Origin of the sequence: Streptomyces rugosispiralis, from assembly GCF_024505145.1 — a bacterium.
In the GTDB taxonomy this organism is placed as follows: Bacteria; Actinomycetota; Actinomycetes; order Streptomycetales; family Streptomycetaceae; genus Streptomyces; species Streptomyces rugosispiralis.
In genome coordinates, this window is the sequence record NZ_JANIAA010000002.1 from 350,390 (window position 1) to 367,722 (window position 17,333).

Genomic DNA, 17,333 nt, shown 5'->3' on the forward strand with positions numbered 1-17,333 from the left:
CCCTCGGTATTGTCGTGCGATGCGCATTGTGCGGTGGCGCCCGCGGATCGGGCCGCATCTGCTGGCAGTCGACGCCTGCGCGGCGGGTGTCGCGACGGCCGCGTATGTGGCACTGGCCGGGCAGGGCGGGTCCGACGGCCTGCCTCGTTTCTCCGGCCCGGTGTGGGTGGGCTGGCTGGTGGCGGCGGGTGTCGGAGCACCGCTGGCCGTCCGGCGCCGGTGGCCCCTGCCCGCCCTTGGGGTGGTGCTGGGTGCCACGGTGGCGGCGACGCTCCTCGACATCACCCGCGACCCCTACCTCTCCACCGCCCTGGCCCTCTACGCGGTGGCCCTCCTGGTACCGCCCCGCCGGGCCGTGGCGGCGCTCGCACTGACCCTGGCCGTCTCGGCGGCCGCGGTCGTCACCGGGGAGGCGGTGCTGACCCGGTCCGGCCCGTGGCCGGAAGCGGTGGCGACCGCGGCGCTGGTGTGGCTGGTGGCCGGTGGCGCATGGGGCGCGGGCCGTGCCGTACGTGAGCGGCGGGCCCGGGCGGCGCGGCGCGAGCGGCGCCTGGCCGAGGAGGCGCTGGCCGAGGAACGCCTGCGGATCGCCCGGGAGTTGCACGACATCGTCTCCCACAGCCTCAGCGTGATCGTCGTCAAGGCGTCCGTCGCCAACCACGTGGCCAAGGAGCGCCCCGAGGAGACACGCGACGCCATCGGCGCGATCGAGCGGACCGGCCGGGAGGCGCTGACCGAGATGCGGCGCGCCCTGGGCGTGCTGCGCGGCGACACCGCCGCACCGCACACGCCGGGCGCCGACTCCGCCGCACCGCACACGCCGGGCGCCGACTCCGCCGCACCGCACACGCCGGGCGCCGACTCCGTACCGCAGACACCGGGTGCCGGCTCGGCGCAGCTGGCACCCCCTCCCGGACTGGACGACCTGCCCTCCCTGGTCCGGCGCGCCGAGCGGGCGGGCATCCGCGCCGGGCTCCGTACCCGGCTGGCGACCGACCTCCCCACCGGGACGGCACTCACCGTCTACCGCATCGTGCAGGAGGCGCTGACCAACGTCGTCAAGCACGCGGGCGACGGAACGCACTGCGAGGTCACCGTCACCGCGGACACGCGCGCCCAGGTGCACATCGAGGTGGTCGACGACGGAGCGGGGAGGGTGGCCGTGTCCGGTGCGGGGGATCTCAGGGGCGGTCACGGACTGGTGGGGATGCGGGAACGGGTGATGATGTACGGGGGGACGCTTCAGGCCGGGCCGCGACCCGGCGGCGGGTTCGCCGTCTCGGCCCGCCTTCCGGCCGAACCCGCGCACGGGACCGTACCGGACCGAAGGGAGCCGACCGCGTGACCGAACCGATCCGGGTCCTGGTCGCCGATGACCAGTCCCTGCTCCGGGGCAGCTTCCGGGTGCTCATCGACACCGCTCCCGGGCTGACCGCGGTGGGCGAGGCCGGCACCGGCGCCGAAGCCGTCGAGAGCACCCGGCGGCTGCGCCCGGACGTGGTGCTCATGGACATCCGGATGCCCGGCATGGACGGGATCGAGGCAACGCGGCACCTAGCCCGGTCGCCCGAGACGGCGCGGACACACATCCTCATCCTGACGACCTTCGACCTCGACGAGTACGTGTACGGCGCGCTGCGGGCCGGGGCGGCGGGGTTCCTGCTGAAGGACACCTCGCCCGAGGTCCTGCTGGCCGGTATCCGCACCGTCGCCGCCGGAGAGTCCCTCCTGGCGCCCTCGGTGACCCGGCGCCTGATCGCCGCGTTCGCCCGTCTTCCCCACGCCTGTCCGGCGCCCGGCTCCTCGCTGGAGAGCCTCACGGACCGCGAGCGAGAGGTCCTGCTGCTGGTGGCCCGCGGCTTCTCCAACACCGGCATCGCCGAGTACCTCCACCTCAGCCACGGCACCGTCAAGACACACATCGGGCGGCTGCTGAGCAAGCTGGAAGCGCGCGACCGTGCGCAACTGGTCATCAGCGCCTACGAATCAGGGCTCGTCCGCCCGCAGATGCCACCCCTCACCGCGGGTGAACGCGATGACCTGGAATGAGGCACCGGTCATCAGGTGATCGAAATGCCGCCGTCGGGCATCGACACCGGGCAGGGCCCGCCTCCGCTCGCGGCGAGGAGGTGTCAGGTGCTGCTTGCGGAGCGCTGCTCGGCCCAGCCGGTCGCGGTCACCACCTCGCGCGCGATATCCACGACGGCACGTCCATCCGTCGCCACGCGTACAGTCTCCGCGGTGGTCTGCTGGTCCAGCAGCCGTGCCTTGCGAGCACTGCCCGTCAGCTCCTGCTCCAGCTCCGAGCCGAGTTCCCGGCGCACCAGCCGCTCTCGGATGGTGCCATCGGAGGCGGTGAGCAGAACCCGTACGATCCGTGTCCCCGTTCCCATAGCGCGCTCGAACATCCCCGTGGACTCGGGGAGCACACTCAGGGTGTTGGTGTAGATCAGCCGGCGGTAGCCACGTCGGGCGAAGTTCGCCCACACGGCCGTCAGGTTGCTTTCGGTGATGTCCGAGCGGTGAGGATCTCCCTCCGGGGCCGGATGGACCTGCCCCATGAAGTCGCCGTCGATGACCGCGTGCGAGACGGCCGCGGCCCGCAGTACGGCCGATACCTCCCACCCCACCGTCGTCTTGCCGACTCCGGCCCGTCCTCCGATGAGCAGTACTTCAGCGTGCTCCATGGGGGCAGCCTGCCAGCACACACCCGTCTCGGGCGATCCGGTTTCGGACGGCCCACCGGCGCGCCGTGGCCGACGAGACGCGGGAGCGGTGGGCCTGGCATGCCGGAAGCGGCCAGTAGCCTCGGGCGCCATGGGAATTCAGATCGATGTAGTGGTGGCTTACCCGATCAGCGATGAGGTGGAGAGGGTGCTCGGGCTGGCCGAGGCGGTCGGCGAGCCCGTCACGGTCACGTTCAGGTGGGAGGGGGGTGGAGAGGCGGAGCGCGCGGTGCTGGTGCCCGCGGCCACGCTGGCGCTCTGGGAGCATTGGGCCCCCACCGCCTGCCCGACGAGTGACGCCGGGGACGATACCCGGGCTGAAACGGAAACGCCGGAACTGGCCCACCCGGCGGAATTCGGCGCGTTCACGCTCTTTCGCCGTCGCGTGGGAGGGCGCACGGCGGTCGCTCGCGGAGGCGTGGTGGTCGCCGAACTCCTGGACCCCGATGAGGCGCACTGGCTCAAGGAGCGGGCCCGCACCGTCCGCGAGGGCTTCATGGATCCGAAGCAGAAGGCGGCGTTCGAGGAGTTCCTCGCCCGACAGGCGTCCCTCGATGAGCGGTGATGCGCCGATTCGCTGTCCTCGTCGATGTCGAGCACCCCGCCCTGCGTGCGTGCCGTCGGCGAGGTCTCCGCCTCGTAGACGGTGGCCGGGATGCCGTGGACGTGCAGGACGCGGGCGAGCGTGAGGCCGCCGAGTCCGGCACCGATGATCGTGACGTCAGCGGGCATGGTGGTTCGTTGCCGTCGCACGCCTGCCGGATGGGCACCCGGAAGGATCTCTGCGAAGGTTCCAGGCCCCACCGAAAGACCACCGACGACGGACCGACAGCCACCGCTATGTGACCGGCACCCATCGGCGCATCGCATGGCAGGGGCGGCAGGATTCGAACCTGCGGCGTGCGGGTTTGGAGTCCGCTGCTCTGGCCGGGCTGAGCTACGCCCCTTTGACGCGGTCAGTCTGGCACCTGCCGACCGTGACCGGCCACAGGATTTCCGGGGGCCGAATGGTGGATGACGACCAGTCCGTCGCCGGCCGGGCGGTCCGGACCGTGGAGAGGCCGGGAGGGCGCCCGGCCCCCTCGCGAAGCGACGGGCCGGGCGGCGGCTATGGTTCCATCACCCCGGCATCACTACTGACCGGGGATTGCGCCCGGGCGATAGCGCGCCGCTCGGCCGGCCGCGCACAGTGGGGAAGGCACACACGATGACGAGCGGTGACACCGCGGCACTCGAGGACCCGGTGGGCGAGTCGCTGCGGGGCCGCCACGCGGGTCTGGGGCGCCGGCTGGGCCGGGCTGCCACCTACCTGCCGGGAGTCGCGACCTTCTCCGCGGTACCCGCCGACGCGGACGCGGCGGACTGGGCCGGTCTCGCACGGCTCCTCGGCCGTGACGCGTTCGCCGACATGTTCAGCTGCCCGGCACCCCCGCCTCCGGACTGGGAGCAGGTTTTCGTCCTCGAAGGCCGGCAGATGATCTGGCGCGGCAACAGCCGCCCCGATCGGCCTCATGCGCCGAACGGCACCGACGTGGTCGAACTGGGTGCGGCCGATGTGCCCCGGATGCTCGACCTGGTCGCACGGACCCAACCGGGACCGTTCTGGCCGCGCACCCTCGAACTCGGCACCTACCTCGGCATCCGCGACGGCGGCAGACTGGTGGCCATGGCGGGCGAACGGCTCCGGCCCCCGGGATGGACCGAGATCAGCGCCGTCTGCACAGCCCCCGAGGCACGCGGGCGCGGCCACGCCGCCCGTCTGATCAGTACGCTCGTCGCACGCGTCCTGGCCCGGGACGAGCGCCCCTTCCTGCACGTGGCCGAGGCGAACACCGGCGCGATCGCGCTCTACGAACGGCTCGGCTTCGCGAGCCGGAAGCACGTGACCTTTCGCGGCTTCCGCACCCCCTGACGCTGCCGCCACCCCGATCGCGCGCCGCGTCGACGGTACCGGGCGCCGCCGCGGGGCTGGTTCACCGGTGACGAAGCCGTCGTCAGCCATCCCGGCCCGCGGAGGCCGCGAGAGCATCCGTCCCCATGTCCATGCGCATGGCTTCCCTGACCGCCTCCAGGGCGCCGGTACGACTTCGGTCCAGCAGTTGATTCGACCAGCGCGTGAAGGGCCCATCCAGAAGTCCTATGGGAGCGATTCAGAAGTGTACGTATTCAGGTTTCAGCTTTTGTCCTAGGCTCGTCATCGATACAGCCGATCCGGCGAATCATTTCCCCATACATACGAGCGGGCGGCAGCCCGCGATCAGTTCAATCTTTGGAAGTCGACGTGTTCGAAGCTGTCAATTGGCCCGAGGACATGGTTCCCAGCCGATCTCCGATCCACTTCACCAACGAGCTTGAGGTCGCGGCCTCTCCAGAAACGATTTGGTCCCTGCTCGTGGACCCCAAGGCATGGCCCGGCTACTACCCGGGCGTCGAGCATGTCCAACTGCTCGACGGCCATGAGTCACTGCGCCTTGGCACCCGGTTCGAAACCAACCTGGCCGGACAGGATGTCTTCGCGTCCATACAGGAATTTGAGCCCGTGACACGCATCGCCTGGGGTGGCCACCCGAAAGCTTCGGAGGAATCCAGGGCCTATCATGCCTGGATCATCACGCCCACTCCGAAGGGATGCCACCTCTGGACCGAAGAGACGATGCGGGGCCCGCTCTGGCTCGAACTGGCGAAGCCGGCGCCAGACGTCTTTTGGCGCACCCACGAGCAACTTCTCGCTGCGCTCGGCAAAGTCGCGACCGAGCCTGGATACACCGCTGGAAGTTGATGAGCCGTGGTAGTCACCCGGCGTGGGATGCCGAAAACCGCTACGCCGCCGATCATGCGGGCGGCGTAGCGGTTCAAGGAGTCTGACCTGGGCACACGCGGTTATGCGGGTTGATTCGCGCGCTTCGCCGCTTCCGCCTCCGCGGCGCGGGCGAGGCGTTCGACCCAGTCCTGGTGATAGCGGTAGAGCGCACCGGGATGCTTGCGCCCGAGTTCCTCGAGGAAGAAGGAGCCCTGCTGCGTTTCCTCGGTCAGTACGTGACAGCCGTCATCCGTGGGCGTGATGACCCAGCCGTGGTACGCGCTCGAACCGGTTTCGTCGCCGTCGACCACCGTCTCCCACGCGAGCCTGCTGAACGGCTCGTACTCCGTCACCCTCAGACTCATGGGAAACCCAACCGTCACCCGGCTGTACTCGGTTCCGAGCGCCAGTGCCGGCTCACCACTGAGAATCTTGACCTGATCTTCGGGAGGAAAGTAGCTCGACCAGTTCTCGGCATCGACGAGCAGTTGCCATATCACTTCCGGCGGCGCCTTCACGTCGATGTCGTTGAGTGCGTAGATGGCTGACGTCTTCGGGTCGTACCGCTCGGGCCAATTGACCTTGTCATACATCGATCGTTTCTCCTTCTTGGGCCTTGTGGAGAGCACTTTCCATGCGCGTCAACTGGCGGGCCCGCGGATCGATTCCCTTATCCCCCGGGCTCTGGCCTTCGTAACTTTTATGGCTCCCCCTCAAGCAGTTGATGGAGCTGATTCCGTACGTCGTGAGGGACACGTACGCCATGGCCGCGCAGGTGGGCGAGGAATCGGGTGAGGAGTGGGTCGGGTTCGGCGGACGTCACCGCGACCAACTGCCTGAACCACCGGGGGGTGAACGAGCGCACCGCGCCGGGGAAGCCGTCGCTGACCGCGCTGACCGGGGTCACGGCGATGCCCAGACCGGCGGCGGCGAGTTGTGGTGCCGCGGTGGTCACCGAGGTCCGCATCACGGTCTCGGGGTGGACCCCGGCGCGGGCCAGGGCGCCGTCCAGCCAACCGCTGAGGCCGTTGTCCGGTGCGAAGTGGACCAGTGGCGCGCCCTCGAGGTCCTCCAGACGTACGGCCGGGCGCTCGGCCAGTGGGTGGCCGGTGGGCGCGGTCAATACGATCTCTTCCTCGGCGACGGCGGTGATCGTGAAGTTGCCCGGTGGGGAGCCTGGCAGCAGCGCCGCGTCGACCTCGCCGGAGTCGACGAATCGGAGCAGTTCGTCCATCGCGGTGGACTCGCGCAGGGTGATCGCCACGTCCGGGTGGCGGCGGTGCCATTCGTGGATCACCGGGGCGAGCAGGGCGACGCTGAGGCTCTGTGCGCAGGCCAGCCGCAGCATTCCTCCGGCGGCCCGACCGGCCGCACGCGCCGACCTGATCGCGGAGGCGGCCGCCTCGATCGCCCGCCTGGCATCGGCGACGGCGGCACGCCCCGCGGGGGTGAGCTTGACCCCCCGGGGTTCGCGGCGCAGCAGGACCGTTCGGGTCTCGCGTTCCAGCGAGGCGATCTGATGGGAGACGGCGGGCTGCGAGGAATGCAGCAGCAGTGCGGCCTGTGTGATCGATCCGGTGTCCGCGACCGCTACGAGGCACTCCAACGCGCGAAGAGAAGCCATTCGTCAATTTTATCGCAGACCCCCAGAACATGATTGTTGTCGAGGGAAGACCTCAAGTCCCCTGATCGCTGAACCCCGTGACAGCTTCTCGCCCCACCGCGGGAGAGAAGGCGAGCACACGGTGAAGGAGGTTTTCATGGCGCGGGCATTCATCACGGGCGGTTCGGGGTTCATCGGTCAGGTGCTGGTACGCCGGCTCCTCGGTGAGGGACACGCGGTCCGTGTTCTGGTCAGAAGCGAGGGGTCGGCCGCGAAGGTGTCGGCGTTGGGTGCGGAGCCCGTGCGGGGCGAGTTGACCGAACCGGCCACGTGGCGGGACCAGGTGACGGGCAGCGACGTGGTGTTCCACCTGGCTGCCGAGACGGACATCACCGCTGACCGTGAGCGTCATGAGCTGGTGTCGGTCCAGGGCACCCGGGCAGCGGTCGACGCGGCTCGTGACGCGCGGGTTCCCCGGTTCGTCCACTGCGGGAGCGAGGCGGCCCTCCTGGCCGGTGACCCGCTGGTGGACATCGACGAGAGCGCGCCGCTGCGGCCGGACTCCGAGGCCGCCTACTGCGCGGTGAAAGCGGTCGCCGAGCAGATCGTGCTCGATGCGAACGCGCCCGGCTTCGCCACGGTCTCGATCCGCCCGCGGTTCGTCTGGGGCCCCGGCAGCGTCCTCACCGAGGGCCTGGTGGCGGCGGCGAAGGCGGGACAGTTCGCCTGGATCGAGGGAGGCCGGCACACGACCGACGTCACCTTTGTCGACAACGCCGTCGAGGGCCTTGTACTCGGATGGCGACACGGCCGGCCGGGACAGGCGTACTTCGTCACCGATCAGCACCCGGTCGTCCTGCGCGAGTTCATGGACGCGTTGTTCGGGATCTACGGCGTCGATACGCCGATCCCCGACCTGGACGCCGAGACCGCGGCCCGCGAGGTCCCCGTACCCGTTCGGTGGTTCCTCGGGCAGCCGTGCCTTCTGCGGACGGACAAGGCCGTGGCCGAACTCGGATACAAGCCCGCCGTTTCCCATGGCGCCGGTCTGGACGCCGTCAGGAAGTCGGTGGCCGCCGGCGGCGCGTAAGGACGCCCGCGAGGTCACCGAGCGGCTCGTCCGTGACGCGGGCCACGACCCGGTGCGCGTCGGGGATCTCTCACGAGCCCGCGACTTCGAGAACGCGGTCTGGCTGCTCATGGGCATCCAGCCGGTCGGCGGCGTCTTCTACCGGTTCGCCGCTCCCGGCGAACTCTGCGCCGTGGGTGCAGAAGCCCAGGTGCACGTGCCGGGCGGGCTGACGAGGCCGGTCCGGCCGACCCCGCAGGACTTGCCGCATCCAGTCGTAACAACTATCATTACGACTGAATCCGAGGGGCGAGGAGGTGGAGTCCGGCGTGAGTGCCAACAGCAGACTGACCATCGCGGCGCATGCACTGACATGGATCGGGCTGTATCAGCGGCGTGGCCACGAGGTCGCCACCTCCGAGCAGATCGCGACGAGCGTCAACACCAACCCGGTGGTGATCCGCCGTCTGCTGGCCGAGCTGCGCAAGGCCGGCCTGGCCGATTCGCGGCGGGGGGCGGGGGCGGGCTGGATGCTCGCGCGGGAGCTGGCGGCGATCACCCTGCTCGACGTCTACCAGGCGATCGAACCGGGACCGGTCTTCGCCCTGCATCGCGCGACACCGGACCACGAGTGCGTCGTGGGCCACGGCATCGGACCGGCGATGACCGCCGTGTACGACGGTGTGGAGGCCGCCCTGCGCGGGGAGCTGGCCAAGACCACGCTGGAGGACGTGTTGCGGGACGTCTTGAAAGCCGCCTGACCTCGGATCGTCGACTTCCCCTGATCGAGGGGGGTCGCATTCCGTGCTCGTCAATGTAACCAAAATAGTTACATCAAGGAATTGGAGAATCTCATGGGACAGCTGGACGACAAGATCGCACTCGTCACCGGCGGCTCCAGCGGCATCGGCCTGGCGATCGCCCGCCGTTTCGCCGCCGAGGGTGCGACCGTCTATCTGACCGGGCGCCGCAAGGCCGAGCTGGACGCCGCCGTCGCGCAGGTCGGCGCCCGAGGCATCGCCATCCAGGGCGATGCCTCGGACCTCGGCGACCTCGACCGGCTCTTCGCCGAGATCGCGAACCGCAGCGGCCGCCTGGACATTGTGGTGGCCAACGCCGGGGTCGGGGACTACGGCCCGCTCGGCGCGATCACCGAGGAGGAGTACGACCGCATCGCCTCGATCAATTTCAAGGGCACGGTCTTCACTGTCCAGAAGGCGCTGCCGCTGCTGACGGCCGGTGCCTCGGTGCTGCTGCTCTCCTCCAGCTCGGCCCTGCGGGCCACCCCGGGTCTGAGCGTCTACGCCGCCACCAAGGCCGCGATCCGCAGCCTCGCCCGCACCTGGGCCGCGGAACTGGCCGGCCGCGGAATCCGCGTCAACGCCCTCACCCCCGGCCCCGTCGAGACCCCGGGCCTGGAAGAGCTCCTCGCCACTTTCCCGCACGGCGACCGGCCCACCGCGGCCGAGCCCGCCCCGCTGACCCCGCTCGGCCGCGCCGGCCGTCCCGACGAGGTCGCCGCCACCGCCCTCTACCTGGCCGGCGACCAGAGCACTTTCACCACCGGTGCGGAACTGTTCGTCGACGGCGGCGCCACACAGCTCTAGGCGCCGGATCGGCGACGCGGGACGCATTCGACGCTCCGGGCCGTCTGAGCCGCGTACTCGCGCCCGTCGTCAGGGACGCCGTCGCCGCCATCGGGCCCGGCGCCTCGGCGGCCACGTTCCAGGGCTGAGAGCCTGTGTCATATCCTCGGCCGGGCGTGCGACGCCTGGCACGCTCCCCCAGCTACCGCTGGGAGGTGCCCCCTCTCGCGGCGTTGCCGAAACGCCCGAGTGGCTCCGCCACGAGGGCGCTCCGGCGCCTTGCGATCGCACGCTCCCCCAGCTACCGCTGGGAGGTGCCCCCTGACGCCGCACGCTGATCCGACCGAGGATATGACACAGGCTCTGAGGCCCGACCGCCGGCGGCCATGCACCTGATGGTCGAGGACGACCGGATCGTGCGCATGCATCTGTACGAGGACACGCTGACCGTCCAGCAGGCGTTCAGCGCCGGCTGAGTGGAGAGAGCCCAGTGCCGTGCGGCACCGCCTCCGGGTGGACGTCCCGGGCCGAGAGCACCTTGCCCTGGCCGGGACGGCGCACCCGTTCGTGCCGTGCTATCGCCGCTGTCCGGGGCCGGGCTTCTGGGCGAACACCCAGCGGTTGCCCGCCAGCGCGTCGTTGTGTTCGGGGCGTGGGCCGCGCCCGTGTTGGCGGGTGTAGTCGAAGGGGGTGCGGACGGTTGTGGTCCAGCCCCGGTCCGCGAGGTCGCCCGCGGAGTCGGGTCGCGGTTCTCGGGTGAAGAGGTTGAGCAGGTCGATGCCGATCTGGTGTTTCGTCGCGGTGTAGAGCGGGCTGTCGCGGTATTCGAGCAGGTCTTTGTCGAGTTTGACCTCGAACGCCAGCGTGCTTCCTCCTGCGCTCAGCCGGTCCACCGTGTGGATGAGGTTCGTCTCGGAGGTGCTCGGCAGGTAGAACAGCAGCCCTTCGGCCAGCCAGGCACTCGGTGCGGCTGTGTCGAAGCCCGCGCCGGTCAGCGCCGCGGCCCAGTCGTCGCGCAGGTCGACCGGGATCGGTACACGGGCCGCTTTCGGAGTGGTCGGCAGTCCGCCGAGTACCTGGTGCTTGAACTCCAGCACGCCTTCCCTGTCGATCTCGAAGACCACACAGCCGGGAGGCCAATCGAGCCGGTACGCCCGCGAGTCCAACCCCGCCCCGAGCAGCACCACTTGGCGGGTTCCTCCCGCGCGCACCGACTGGAGGAGGAAGTCGTCGAGGACCCTGGTCCGCAGGCCGAAGTAGCGGGCGAAGCGTCCCCACAGCGGGTTCGCGTCTCCGTCCGCGACCTGGTGTATGCGCACCGGCCAGTCCGCGGAGGCCGGGGCGGCGTGGACGAAGTGCTCTGCGTAGATGTCCTGTGCCAGGCTGTCGTGGCGGTGGGTCTCGATCGCCCGCGCCGCGGCGACCATGAGAGCGGTCAGGCCGACACCCCCTGCCACGCCCTCCGCACCGGCGTTGTGATGCGCTGTGTCGGTCATATGACCTCCCTTGGCCCCGCGGGAATCAGGACGGGTTTGACCACGCGGCCCGCGTCGCAGTCGCGTTCGGCTCGGTTGATGTCGGTGAGGGGGTAGGTGCGGATCAGCTGGTCGAAGGGGAACCGTCCGGCCTGCCAGAGCCTGGTCAGCCGGGGGATCAGCAGTCCCGGCACCGCGTCCCCTTCGCAGATGTGGGAGATCCTCCGGCCGCGGTCCAAGGTCCCCGGTTCAAGTGGCAGTGGGGTGTGGAGACGTGCCACCAGGCCGAGGTGACCGGTCGGCCGCAGGGCCCGCAGCGCGTTGTTGATCAGCTGGGCGGAGCCTGTGGTGTCCAGTGCGTAGTGTGTGCCGCCGTCGGTCAGTTGCCGGATCCGGTCGGGCAGGTCGGGCGGGCCGGCCGATACGGCGTGCAGCGGGATCGCGTGGAGCCGCTCGGCCAGGGCCAGCCGCTCGGGGTGCCGGTCGACGGCCACGGTCACTGCCCCGGCGGCGGTGGCCGCCATCACCGCGGCCAGGCCGACCGCTCCGGAGCCGTAGACCGCGATGGTGTCGCCGGGCCCGACACCGAAGGAGTGGAAGACCGCTCCGGCGCCGGTGAGGAAGGAGCAGCCGAGCGGCCCGAGGAGTTCGACGGGCAGCGTGGGATCGACCCGGACGGCGTTGCGGGCCGGGACCACCGCGTACTCGGCGAAGGAGGACTGGCCGAACCAGCGGGGGGCCAACGCGCCTCCGTCCGCGTCGGTGAACCGCGCCGCGTGCTCCTTGCGCCCTCCGAAGAGGTTGAGCGTGGGGAAGGAGTCACAGTAGGCGGGCGCCGCGCCCATGCAGTTCCGGCAGTGTCCGCAGGAGTCGAAGCTCAGAACGACGTGGTCGCCGGTGCTCAGGCCGGTGTCCGGACCGCCTGTCTCCACCACGACTCCGGCTCCTTCGTGGCCGAGCACCGCCGGGAGTGGTGTGCGGCCGGCCGAGTGCCGGACCGCGAGATCGGTCCGGCACATCCCACAGCCCGCGATCTTCACCAGGATCTCGCCGTCGCCCGGTCCCGCGTGCAGCATCACCTCCTCGAGGGTGAACCGGCTCTCGCAGGAGCGCAGTACCGCCGCGGTGAACCTCATCCGTACACCTCGACCGGACGGTGCACGACGAACGGGCTGAGGTTGCCGTACAGCCCCCACGGCCCGCCCGCCACGCCGACACCGCTGTCCTTGACGCCCGCGAAGGGCTGGTCGAGGGAGGTTTCGGCGTGGTGGTTGATCCACGCCGTCCCGCATTCCAGCCGGCCGGCCACCGCCTCGGCCCGGTCCAGGTCGGTTCCCCATACCGAGCCGCCCAGCCCGAAGCCGGTGTCGTTGGCCGCTTCGATGGCCTCGTCGAGGCTGACGTACGGCAGCACCGGCAGGACCGGACCGAACTGCTCCCGCGTGACCACCGGGCTGTCGGGCGGGACATCGGCCAGGATGGTGGGGGCGAAGAAGTAGCCCGGCCGGTCCAGCCGGTGGCCGCCGGCCACGGCTCGGGCACCGGCTGCCAGGGCGCGGGCCGTGTAGCGCTCGATACGGGCCAGTTGAGGGGCGTTGCTGACGGGCCCCAGCCGCGAGCCGGGGTCGAGCCCGGGACCGACGACGACGGACTTCGCGCGCTGCGCGAGGGCTTCGGCCACCTCGGAGTAGAGCCGGGCCGGGGCGTAGAGGCGCTTGACCGCCATGCAGACCTGCCCGCAGTTGCGGAACGCCGCCCAGAACAGCCGGTCCGCGATCCGCTCCACCTCCACGTCCTCCAGCAGGATGGCGGCGTCGTTACCGCCCAGTTCCAGGGTGACCTGGGCGAGCGAGGCCGTCGCGGCCCGCGCGACGGCCCGTCCGGTGGGAACCGAGCCGGTGAAGGTCACATGGCGGATCCCCGGATGGGAGGCGAGGCGGGCGCCGAGCGGTTCGCGGCCGGTGACGATGGTCAGGACGCCCTCGGGGAGAGCGGTGGAGAGGACGGACGCCAGCAGCCGGGTGGCGAGCGGCGTGAACGGGGAGGGCTTGAGCACCATCGTGTTGCCCGCGGCGAGCGCGGGCGCGAACTTCGCCGAGGCGAGCTGGAGGGGAAAGTTCCACGGGACGATCGCGGCGACGGGCCCGAGCGATCGCCAGCGGACCTCACTGCGTACCGGCCGGTCGTCCGAGATCGGCCGGGTCTCGGGGCCCAGCTCGGCGAAGTAACGCAGGCGTGCCGCCGTGCGGGCGACCTCCGCGTACGACTCGGCCAGGGGCTTGCCCTGCTCACGGGTGAGCAGCGGGGCGAGGTCGGCCCCGGCCGCCTGCACGGCGTCGGCCGCCGCGAGCAGCGCGGTGGTGCGGCCGGCGGGGTCGGCTCGCCAGGTGCGCCAGGCGGCGTGGGCCCGGCCGACGACGGCGTCCAGCTCGTCGGGCCGCTGATCGGGGGCCTCGTCGAAGGCCTCACCCGTGGCCGGATCGAGGACGGCGAAGCACCCGCCGCGGGTTCCGGGCGTGTCAGGGGGCGGGCTGGTCGGCATACCGCGGTCAGCTCGCGGTGGCGACGGACGCCGCGTGTTCCTGGGCGTGCCGGTCCATCTCCGCCCGGAAGGCGGCCACCAGCTGTGGCTGGATCCTTCCGGCGTCACGGTCGCCTCCCTCGCAGACCGCGCCGCGCACCCCCACGATGTCGGTGCCGACGCGGGTCAGCGCGCCGAGGTCAGCGGCCTTGACGCTGCCCGCGAGGGCGGCGAGCAGACCGGCATCGTGGGCCTGCCGGACGAACTCCGCGCAGAGGTCGGGCGGAACGTGGTCGAACAGCCGTGTCCCGTCCTTGATCGCGGTGTCGAGCATGGCCGCGTCACAGCCGGAGCGCCGGGCGATGTCGGGCAGCGCGAGCGGGTTGACGCAGCCGATCCGGTGGGCGTCGGCGTAGCCGGAGGCGACGACGAACGCGTCCGGCTGATAGTCCTTCACCGCCCGGACGACCCCGCGCATGACATCGATGGCCTGTTCGGGCGTCGTGCACCCGTAGAGGCCGACCTTGATGTAGGTGGCTCCGGAGACCGCCGCGCCCAGGGCCGCCTGGGCCACCGTGCCGGGCTTGTAGGGGACGTCTCCCACGGTGGCGGAGACCGGCTTGTCCGCCGGGACCGCGTCGCGGATCTGCCGGATGACCCAGGGGAAGTTCGCGCCCAGCGAGCCCTCGTCGGGCTTCTTGACATCGACGATGTCGAGGTGTTCCGCCGCCTTCGCGCAGTCGAGGGCTTCCTCGGCGCTGTCCGGGGAGATGAGAAGCAACAACGTGGATTCCTTCCACCGCATGCCACCCGCTCAGGGGCGGGTATGCGGAGTCGTGTGGATCACGCGTGGTCCGCTCATCATTGCCGCGTCCCGTGGCCCATGGCAGGGCGCGCGGAGTCCGGAGGGGGCGTTGCCATGGCGTTTCGCGCCCCCAGTGCGCCGTCCACGCCGGTAGCCGACGCGGCGAGCGGGACTATGCGCTCCGCGCCGATTGCCGAATGACCAGGTCGGTGAGCAGGGCCAGCGGAGGCCAGCCGTCGCGACCCCGGCGGGCGACGGCGAAGGCGCGCAGGACGACGTCCGGCGCGGTGAGCGGCACCAGGTGGACACCGGGTGACGTGGAGGTGCCCATCGGCAGCAGCCCTACGCCCACTCCCGCCGCGATCATGCCCTGTACGAGGTCGAGGTTGTCCGCCTGGTGAGTGAGGTGAGGGGTGAAACCGGCCATGGAGGCGAGTGTCCGGATGACGGTCTCATCACCGGTGTTGCGCGAGTTGCCGATCCAATCCGCCGTGCGGAACCAGCGGAAGACCTCCGGGGCGCCCGATGCCGGGGGACGGGCGGCGTGGTCGGGAATGCCCAGACCCCAGGGAGCGGTCCACAGTGGGGTGATCACGAACGCGGGGTCCGGCTCGGCCGGTGCCAGGTTGTAGTCGTAGGTGAGCGCGAGGTCGGCCTCGTCGTTCGCCAGCAGATGGAGGGCCTCGGTGGGTTCGTGCTCACGGACCAGGATGCTGAGCCGAGGATGGCTTGTCGACAAACCGTTGATGATGGGCAGCAGTTGGGCTCGGATGGCCGTGGCGAAGCCTGCCACGCGCACCGTGCCGGTCGGCGGGGCGTCGGGGCTCAAGTCCCGCCGTGCGGCCTCGACCGCCGCAAGGATCGTCACGGCGTGTTCCGCCAGACGGCGGCCCGCCGGCGTGAGCCTGACCCTGCGCCCATGCGGCTCGATCAGTGCCGTGCCCATGTCCTGAGCCAAAGCGGCGATCTGTTGAGAGACCGTCGAGGTGGTGGCGCCGGTGGCCTCTGCCACCGCGCGCATCGAGCCTCGCCGGGCCAGCTCGGCCAGCATCTGCAGGCGGCGTGTTTCCATTCCTCCATTGTCCATGAATGTCGAACGAATCGTTCGGGATCGGCACGTGGACATGAACGGTGTCGAGGATCTGTACTGGAGCCCATGAACGCTCCCGTACCGCCTGACGCCCTTCCTTCCCCCCGCTCGCGCCATACCGGCGCCGGGGCCGGTCTGCTCATGGCCGCCACCGCGATGTGCACCGTGCAGCTCGGATCGGCCCTGACGGTTCCGCTGTTCGGACAGCTCGGCGCGCTGGGAACGGCAGGGCTGCGCCTGGGCTGGGCGGGGCTGATTCTGCTGATCGCCATCCGCCCCCGGCCGCGTGATTTCAGCCGCCGGGATCTTCTTGCCTGCATGGTGCTCGGTCTCGCGACCGCCGGAATGATGGTCTTCTTCATGCAGGCGATCGCCCGTCTCCCGCTGGGGACCGCAAGCGCACTGGAATTCCTGGGACCGCTCACCGTCTCCCTCTTCGGGCCGAGGAAGGGACGCCTGATCTGGGCGGCCGCGGCGGCGACGGGCGTCGTGCTGCTGACCGAGCCCTGGCATGGCGGCGCCGACCTTCTGGGGGTAGGCAGCGCGCTGCTCGCCGCGGGGTGCTGGGCCTCGTACATTCTGCTGACCCAACGGGTCGGCGATCGCGTCACCGGCCTGAAAGGACTGGCTGTCTCCATGCCGGTCGCCGCGGTGCTGGGGCTGGCCATCGCCACCCCGGATCTCGCCGGACGCCTCACATGGTCACCGCTGTGGACCATGCTGGCTCTGGCGGTGCTCAGTCCCGTCATCCCCTTCGCACTCGAGTTTCTCGCCCTGCGCCGCCTGACCACGTCCGCGTTCGGCACGCTGATGAGCCTCGAGCCCGCCATCGCCCTCATGGTCGGTCTGCTCGTTCTCGGCCAGCGCCCCGGGGCGGCCGCGACGCTTGGCCTGGTACTCGTGGTCGTGGCCAGCGTCGGCGCCACCCGCGCCGGTGCCCGTCCCGCGGCATCCTCCAAAGAGGCGCCGGCTTCCTGGTATGAGCCCGGCCCGGAGCCCGTACGACGTGATCAGGACCGGGCTGCCGCCTGCCAGGGCAGCCGGCCCCTGCGATCCATATCGCCGAACATGACAAGCTGATGGGGCGCGACCGGCCGATTGCGGCCTTGTTGTCGCCGGGGCAGCGCGCTGAAGATCTCCCGCTTCGCTTGGAGGGGACCATGTCCACATCCACCGGCATGCCCGCCGATCCGACGTTGAGCCACCGAGCCATCGAGAACTTGATCGCGCGGTACGCCGAACTCGTGGACGACGGGGATTTCGCGGGACTCGGCACGCTTCTCGCCGAAGCCACCTTCACGGGCAGTGGCGAGCCGGTCAGCGGGCGGGAGGCGATCGAGAAGATGTTCAAGGACACTTTGATCGTCTACGCCGACGGCACGCCGCGAACCCACCATGTCACCACCAACGTCGCCATCGAGGTCGATGAACAGGCGGGCACGGCGGTCTCGCGTTCGTACGTCACCGTGTTCCAGGCACTGCCCGACCTGCCGCTGCAACCCATCGCCGCCGGTCGGTACCACGACCGCTTCGAGCGCCGTGATGGGTGGTGGCGCTTCGTGGAGCGGCGGGTCCGCATCAACCTGATCGGCGATGTGAGTCGCCATGCGCACCAGGCCGCCGCCCGGCGGTAGCCGTCCCCGGGACGCCCCGCCTGC

At 70.6% G+C, this 17,333-nt stretch carries 18 protein-coding genes, 1 tRNA gene and 1 pseudogene; 10 read left to right on the forward strand and 10 right to left on the reverse strand.

The window, feature by feature from the left end; genetic code table 11:
• The first annotated feature begins 19 nt into the window (after positions 1-19).
• On the forward strand, positions 20-1,345 hold the full coding sequence (locus tag NP777_RS05620) for a sensor histidine kinase (protein ID WP_256648916.1): 1,326 nt from the start codon (positions 20-22) through the stop codon (positions 1,343-1,345).
• Positions 1,342-2,049: a response regulator gene (locus NP777_RS05625; protein ID WP_256648917.1), complete on the forward strand. Its 708-nt coding sequence runs from the start codon at positions 1,342-1,344 to the stop codon at positions 2,047-2,049. Before NP777_RS05620 ends, NP777_RS05625 begins: the two co-directional genes overlap by 4 nt.
• A gap of 83 nt (positions 2,050-2,132) precedes the next feature.
• Here NP777_RS05625 and NP777_RS05630 read toward each other — a convergent pair whose 3' ends face one another.
• Positions 2,133-2,687: an AAA family ATPase gene (locus NP777_RS05630; protein ID WP_256648918.1), complete on the reverse strand. Its 555-nt coding sequence runs from the start codon at positions 2,685-2,687 to the stop codon at positions 2,133-2,135.
• A gap of 130 nt (positions 2,688-2,817) precedes the next feature.
• Between NP777_RS05630 and NP777_RS05635 the strand changes: the two genes are divergently transcribed.
• A complete protein-coding gene (locus NP777_RS05635) occupies positions 2,818-3,291 on the forward strand; it encodes a hypothetical protein (protein ID WP_256648919.1) in 474 nt (157 codons plus the stop codon).
• 17 nt (positions 3,292-3,308) lie between these two features.
• On the opposite strand, the pseudogene NP777_RS05640 reads toward NP777_RS05635, so the two are convergent.
• Both NP777_RS05640 and NP777_RS05645 read right to left on the reverse strand, forming a co-directional pair.
• Positions 3,309-3,458, reverse strand: a pseudogene (locus NP777_RS05640) (FAD-dependent oxidoreductase); the annotation flags it as partial.
• A 137-nt stretch (positions 3,459-3,595) separates the two neighbouring features.
• Positions 3,596-3,673: transfer RNA gene (locus NP777_RS05645), tRNA-Trp, on the reverse strand.
• Between the two features lie 260 nt (positions 3,674-3,933).
• Here NP777_RS05645 and NP777_RS05650 point away from each other — a divergent pair.
• Positions 3,934-4,638 carry a GNAT family N-acetyltransferase gene (locus NP777_RS05650; RefSeq protein WP_256648920.1) on the forward strand — a complete coding sequence of 235 codons (705 nt, stop codon included), beginning with the start codon at positions 3,934-3,936 and terminating at the stop codon, positions 4,636-4,638.
• Between the two features lie 369 nt (positions 4,639-5,007).
• Positions 5,008-5,505, forward strand: coding sequence for an SRPBCC domain-containing protein (locus NP777_RS05655; RefSeq protein WP_256648921.1), 498 nt, complete (start codon positions 5,008-5,010; stop codon positions 5,503-5,505).
• Between the two features lie 101 nt (positions 5,506-5,606).
• Here the strand turns inward: NP777_RS05655 and NP777_RS05660 are convergent, their stop codons facing one another.
• Both NP777_RS05660 and NP777_RS05665 read right to left on the reverse strand, forming a co-directional pair.
• Entirely contained in the window at positions 5,607-6,119 is a 513-nt protein-coding gene (locus tag NP777_RS05660; RefSeq protein ID WP_256648922.1) for an SRPBCC domain-containing protein, read from the reverse strand.
• Between the two features lie 107 nt (positions 6,120-6,226).
• Entirely contained in the window at positions 6,227-7,150 is a 924-nt protein-coding gene (locus tag NP777_RS05665; RefSeq protein WP_256648923.1) for a LysR family transcriptional regulator, read from the reverse strand.
• A gap of 136 nt (positions 7,151-7,286) precedes the next feature.
• On the opposite strand from NP777_RS05665, the gene NP777_RS05670 reads away from it, so the two are divergent.
• The 3 genes from NP777_RS05670 to NP777_RS05680 all read left to right on the forward strand — a co-directional run bounded on the left by NP777_RS05670 (position 7,287) and on the right by NP777_RS05680 (position 9,805).
• Positions 7,287-8,219 carry an NAD-dependent epimerase/dehydratase family protein gene (locus NP777_RS05670; RefSeq protein ID WP_256648924.1) on the forward strand — a complete coding sequence of 311 codons (933 nt, stop codon included), beginning with the start codon at positions 7,287-7,289 and terminating at the stop codon, positions 8,217-8,219.
• Between the two features lie 308 nt (positions 8,220-8,527).
• Positions 8,528-8,959 (forward strand): Rrf2 family transcriptional regulator, encoded by a 432-nt coding sequence (locus NP777_RS05675; RefSeq protein ID WP_256648925.1) that lies wholly within the window; start codon positions 8,528-8,530, stop codon positions 8,957-8,959.
• A 93-nt stretch (positions 8,960-9,052) separates the two neighbouring features.
• Positions 9,053-9,805: an SDR family NAD(P)-dependent oxidoreductase gene (locus tag NP777_RS05680; protein WP_256648926.1), complete on the forward strand. Its 753-nt coding sequence runs from the start codon at positions 9,053-9,055 to the stop codon at positions 9,803-9,805.
• Positions 9,806-10,359: 554 nt separating this feature from the next.
• Here the strand turns inward: NP777_RS05680 and NP777_RS05690 are convergent.
• From NP777_RS05690 to NP777_RS05710, 5 genes are all read right to left on the reverse strand, one after another.
• Positions 10,360-11,280: a class I SAM-dependent methyltransferase gene (locus NP777_RS05690; protein ID WP_256648927.1), complete on the reverse strand. Its 921-nt coding sequence runs from the start codon at positions 11,278-11,280 to the stop codon at positions 10,360-10,362.
• Positions 11,277-12,395 carry an NAD(P)-dependent alcohol dehydrogenase gene (locus NP777_RS05695; protein ID WP_256648928.1) on the reverse strand — a complete coding sequence of 373 codons (1,119 nt, stop codon included), beginning with the start codon at positions 12,393-12,395 and terminating at the stop codon, positions 11,277-11,279. Before NP777_RS05695 ends, NP777_RS05690 begins: the two co-directional genes overlap by 4 nt.
• Positions 12,392-13,801: an aldehyde dehydrogenase family protein gene (locus tag NP777_RS05700; RefSeq protein ID WP_256648929.1), complete on the reverse strand. Its 1,410-nt coding sequence runs from the start codon at positions 13,799-13,801 to the stop codon at positions 12,392-12,394. The genes NP777_RS05695 and NP777_RS05700 overlap by 4 nt, the downstream gene beginning before the upstream one ends.
• Before the next feature lie 7 nt (positions 13,802-13,808).
• Positions 13,809-14,585 (reverse strand): (5-formylfuran-3-yl)methyl phosphate synthase, encoded by a 777-nt coding sequence (locus tag NP777_RS05705; RefSeq protein ID WP_256648930.1) that lies wholly within the window; start codon positions 14,583-14,585, stop codon positions 13,809-13,811.
• Between the two features lie 172 nt (positions 14,586-14,757).
• Positions 14,758-15,657, reverse strand: coding sequence for a LysR family transcriptional regulator (locus NP777_RS05710; RefSeq protein WP_256648931.1), 900 nt, complete (start codon positions 15,655-15,657; stop codon positions 14,758-14,760).
• Positions 15,658-15,816: 159 nt separating this feature from the next.
• On the opposite strand from NP777_RS05710, the gene NP777_RS05715 reads away from it, so the two are divergent.
• Both NP777_RS05715 and NP777_RS05720 read left to right on the forward strand, forming a co-directional pair.
• Positions 15,817-16,755 carry an EamA family transporter gene (locus NP777_RS05715; RefSeq protein WP_256648932.1) on the forward strand — a complete coding sequence of 313 codons (939 nt, stop codon included), beginning with the start codon at positions 15,817-15,819 and terminating at the stop codon, positions 16,753-16,755.
• An 80-nt stretch (positions 16,756-16,835) separates the two neighbouring features.
• A complete protein-coding gene (locus NP777_RS05720; protein ID WP_256648933.1) occupies positions 16,836-17,309 on the forward strand; it encodes a nuclear transport factor 2 family protein in 474 nt (157 codons plus the stop codon).
• The last annotated feature ends 24 nt before the right edge of the window (positions 17,310-17,333 follow it).

What these genes read in the sequence shown, in the direction of transcription:
- NP777_RS05620 (WP_256648916.1), top strand. Translation starts at nt 20, where the DNA reads ATGCGCATTGTGCGGTGGCGCCCGCGGATCGGGCCGCATCTGCTGGCA.
- NP777_RS05630 (WP_256648918.1), bottom strand. Translation starts at nt 2,687, where the DNA reads ATGGAGCACGCTGAAGTACTGCTCATCGGAGGACGGGCCGGAGTCGGC.
- NP777_RS05635 (WP_256648919.1), top strand. Translation starts at nt 2,818, where the DNA reads ATGGGAATTCAGATCGATGTAGTGGTGGCTTACCCGATCAGCGATGAG.
- NP777_RS05650 (WP_256648920.1), top strand. Translation starts at nt 3,934, where the DNA reads ATGACGAGCGGTGACACCGCGGCACTCGAGGACCCGGTGGGCGAGTCG.
- NP777_RS05660 (WP_256648922.1), bottom strand. Translation starts at nt 6,119, where the DNA reads ATGTATGACAAGGTCAATTGGCCCGAGCGGTACGACCCGAAGACGTCA.
- NP777_RS05665 (WP_256648923.1), bottom strand. Translation starts at nt 7,150, where the DNA reads ATGGCTTCTCTTCGCGCGTTGGAGTGCCTCGTAGCGGTCGCGGACACC.
- NP777_RS05670 (WP_256648924.1), top strand. Translation starts at nt 7,287, where the DNA reads ATGGCGCGGGCATTCATCACGGGCGGTTCGGGGTTCATCGGTCAGGTG.
- NP777_RS05680 (WP_256648926.1), top strand. Translation starts at nt 9,053, where the DNA reads ATGGGACAGCTGGACGACAAGATCGCACTCGTCACCGGCGGCTCCAGC.
- NP777_RS05690 (WP_256648927.1), bottom strand. Translation starts at nt 11,280, where the DNA reads ATGACCGACACAGCGCATCACAACGCCGGTGCGGAGGGCGTGGCAGGG.
- NP777_RS05695 (WP_256648928.1), bottom strand. Translation starts at nt 12,395, where the DNA reads ATGAGGTTCACCGCGGCGGTACTGCGCTCCTGCGAGAGCCGGTTCACC.
- NP777_RS05700 (WP_256648929.1), bottom strand. Translation starts at nt 13,801, where the DNA reads ATGCCGACCAGCCCGCCCCCTGACACGCCCGGAACCCGCGGCGGGTGC.
- NP777_RS05705 (WP_256648930.1), bottom strand. Translation starts at nt 14,585, where the DNA reads ATGCGGTGGAAGGAATCCACGTTGTTGCTTCTCATCTCCCCGGACAGC.
- NP777_RS05710 (WP_256648931.1), bottom strand. Translation starts at nt 15,657, where the DNA reads ATGGAAACACGCCGCCTGCAGATGCTGGCCGAGCTGGCCCGGCGAGGC.
- NP777_RS05715 (WP_256648932.1), top strand. Translation starts at nt 15,817, where the DNA reads ATGGCCGCCACCGCGATGTGCACCGTGCAGCTCGGATCGGCCCTGACG.
- NP777_RS05720 (WP_256648933.1), top strand. Translation starts at nt 16,836, where the DNA reads ATGTCCACATCCACCGGCATGCCCGCCGATCCGACGTTGAGCCACCGA.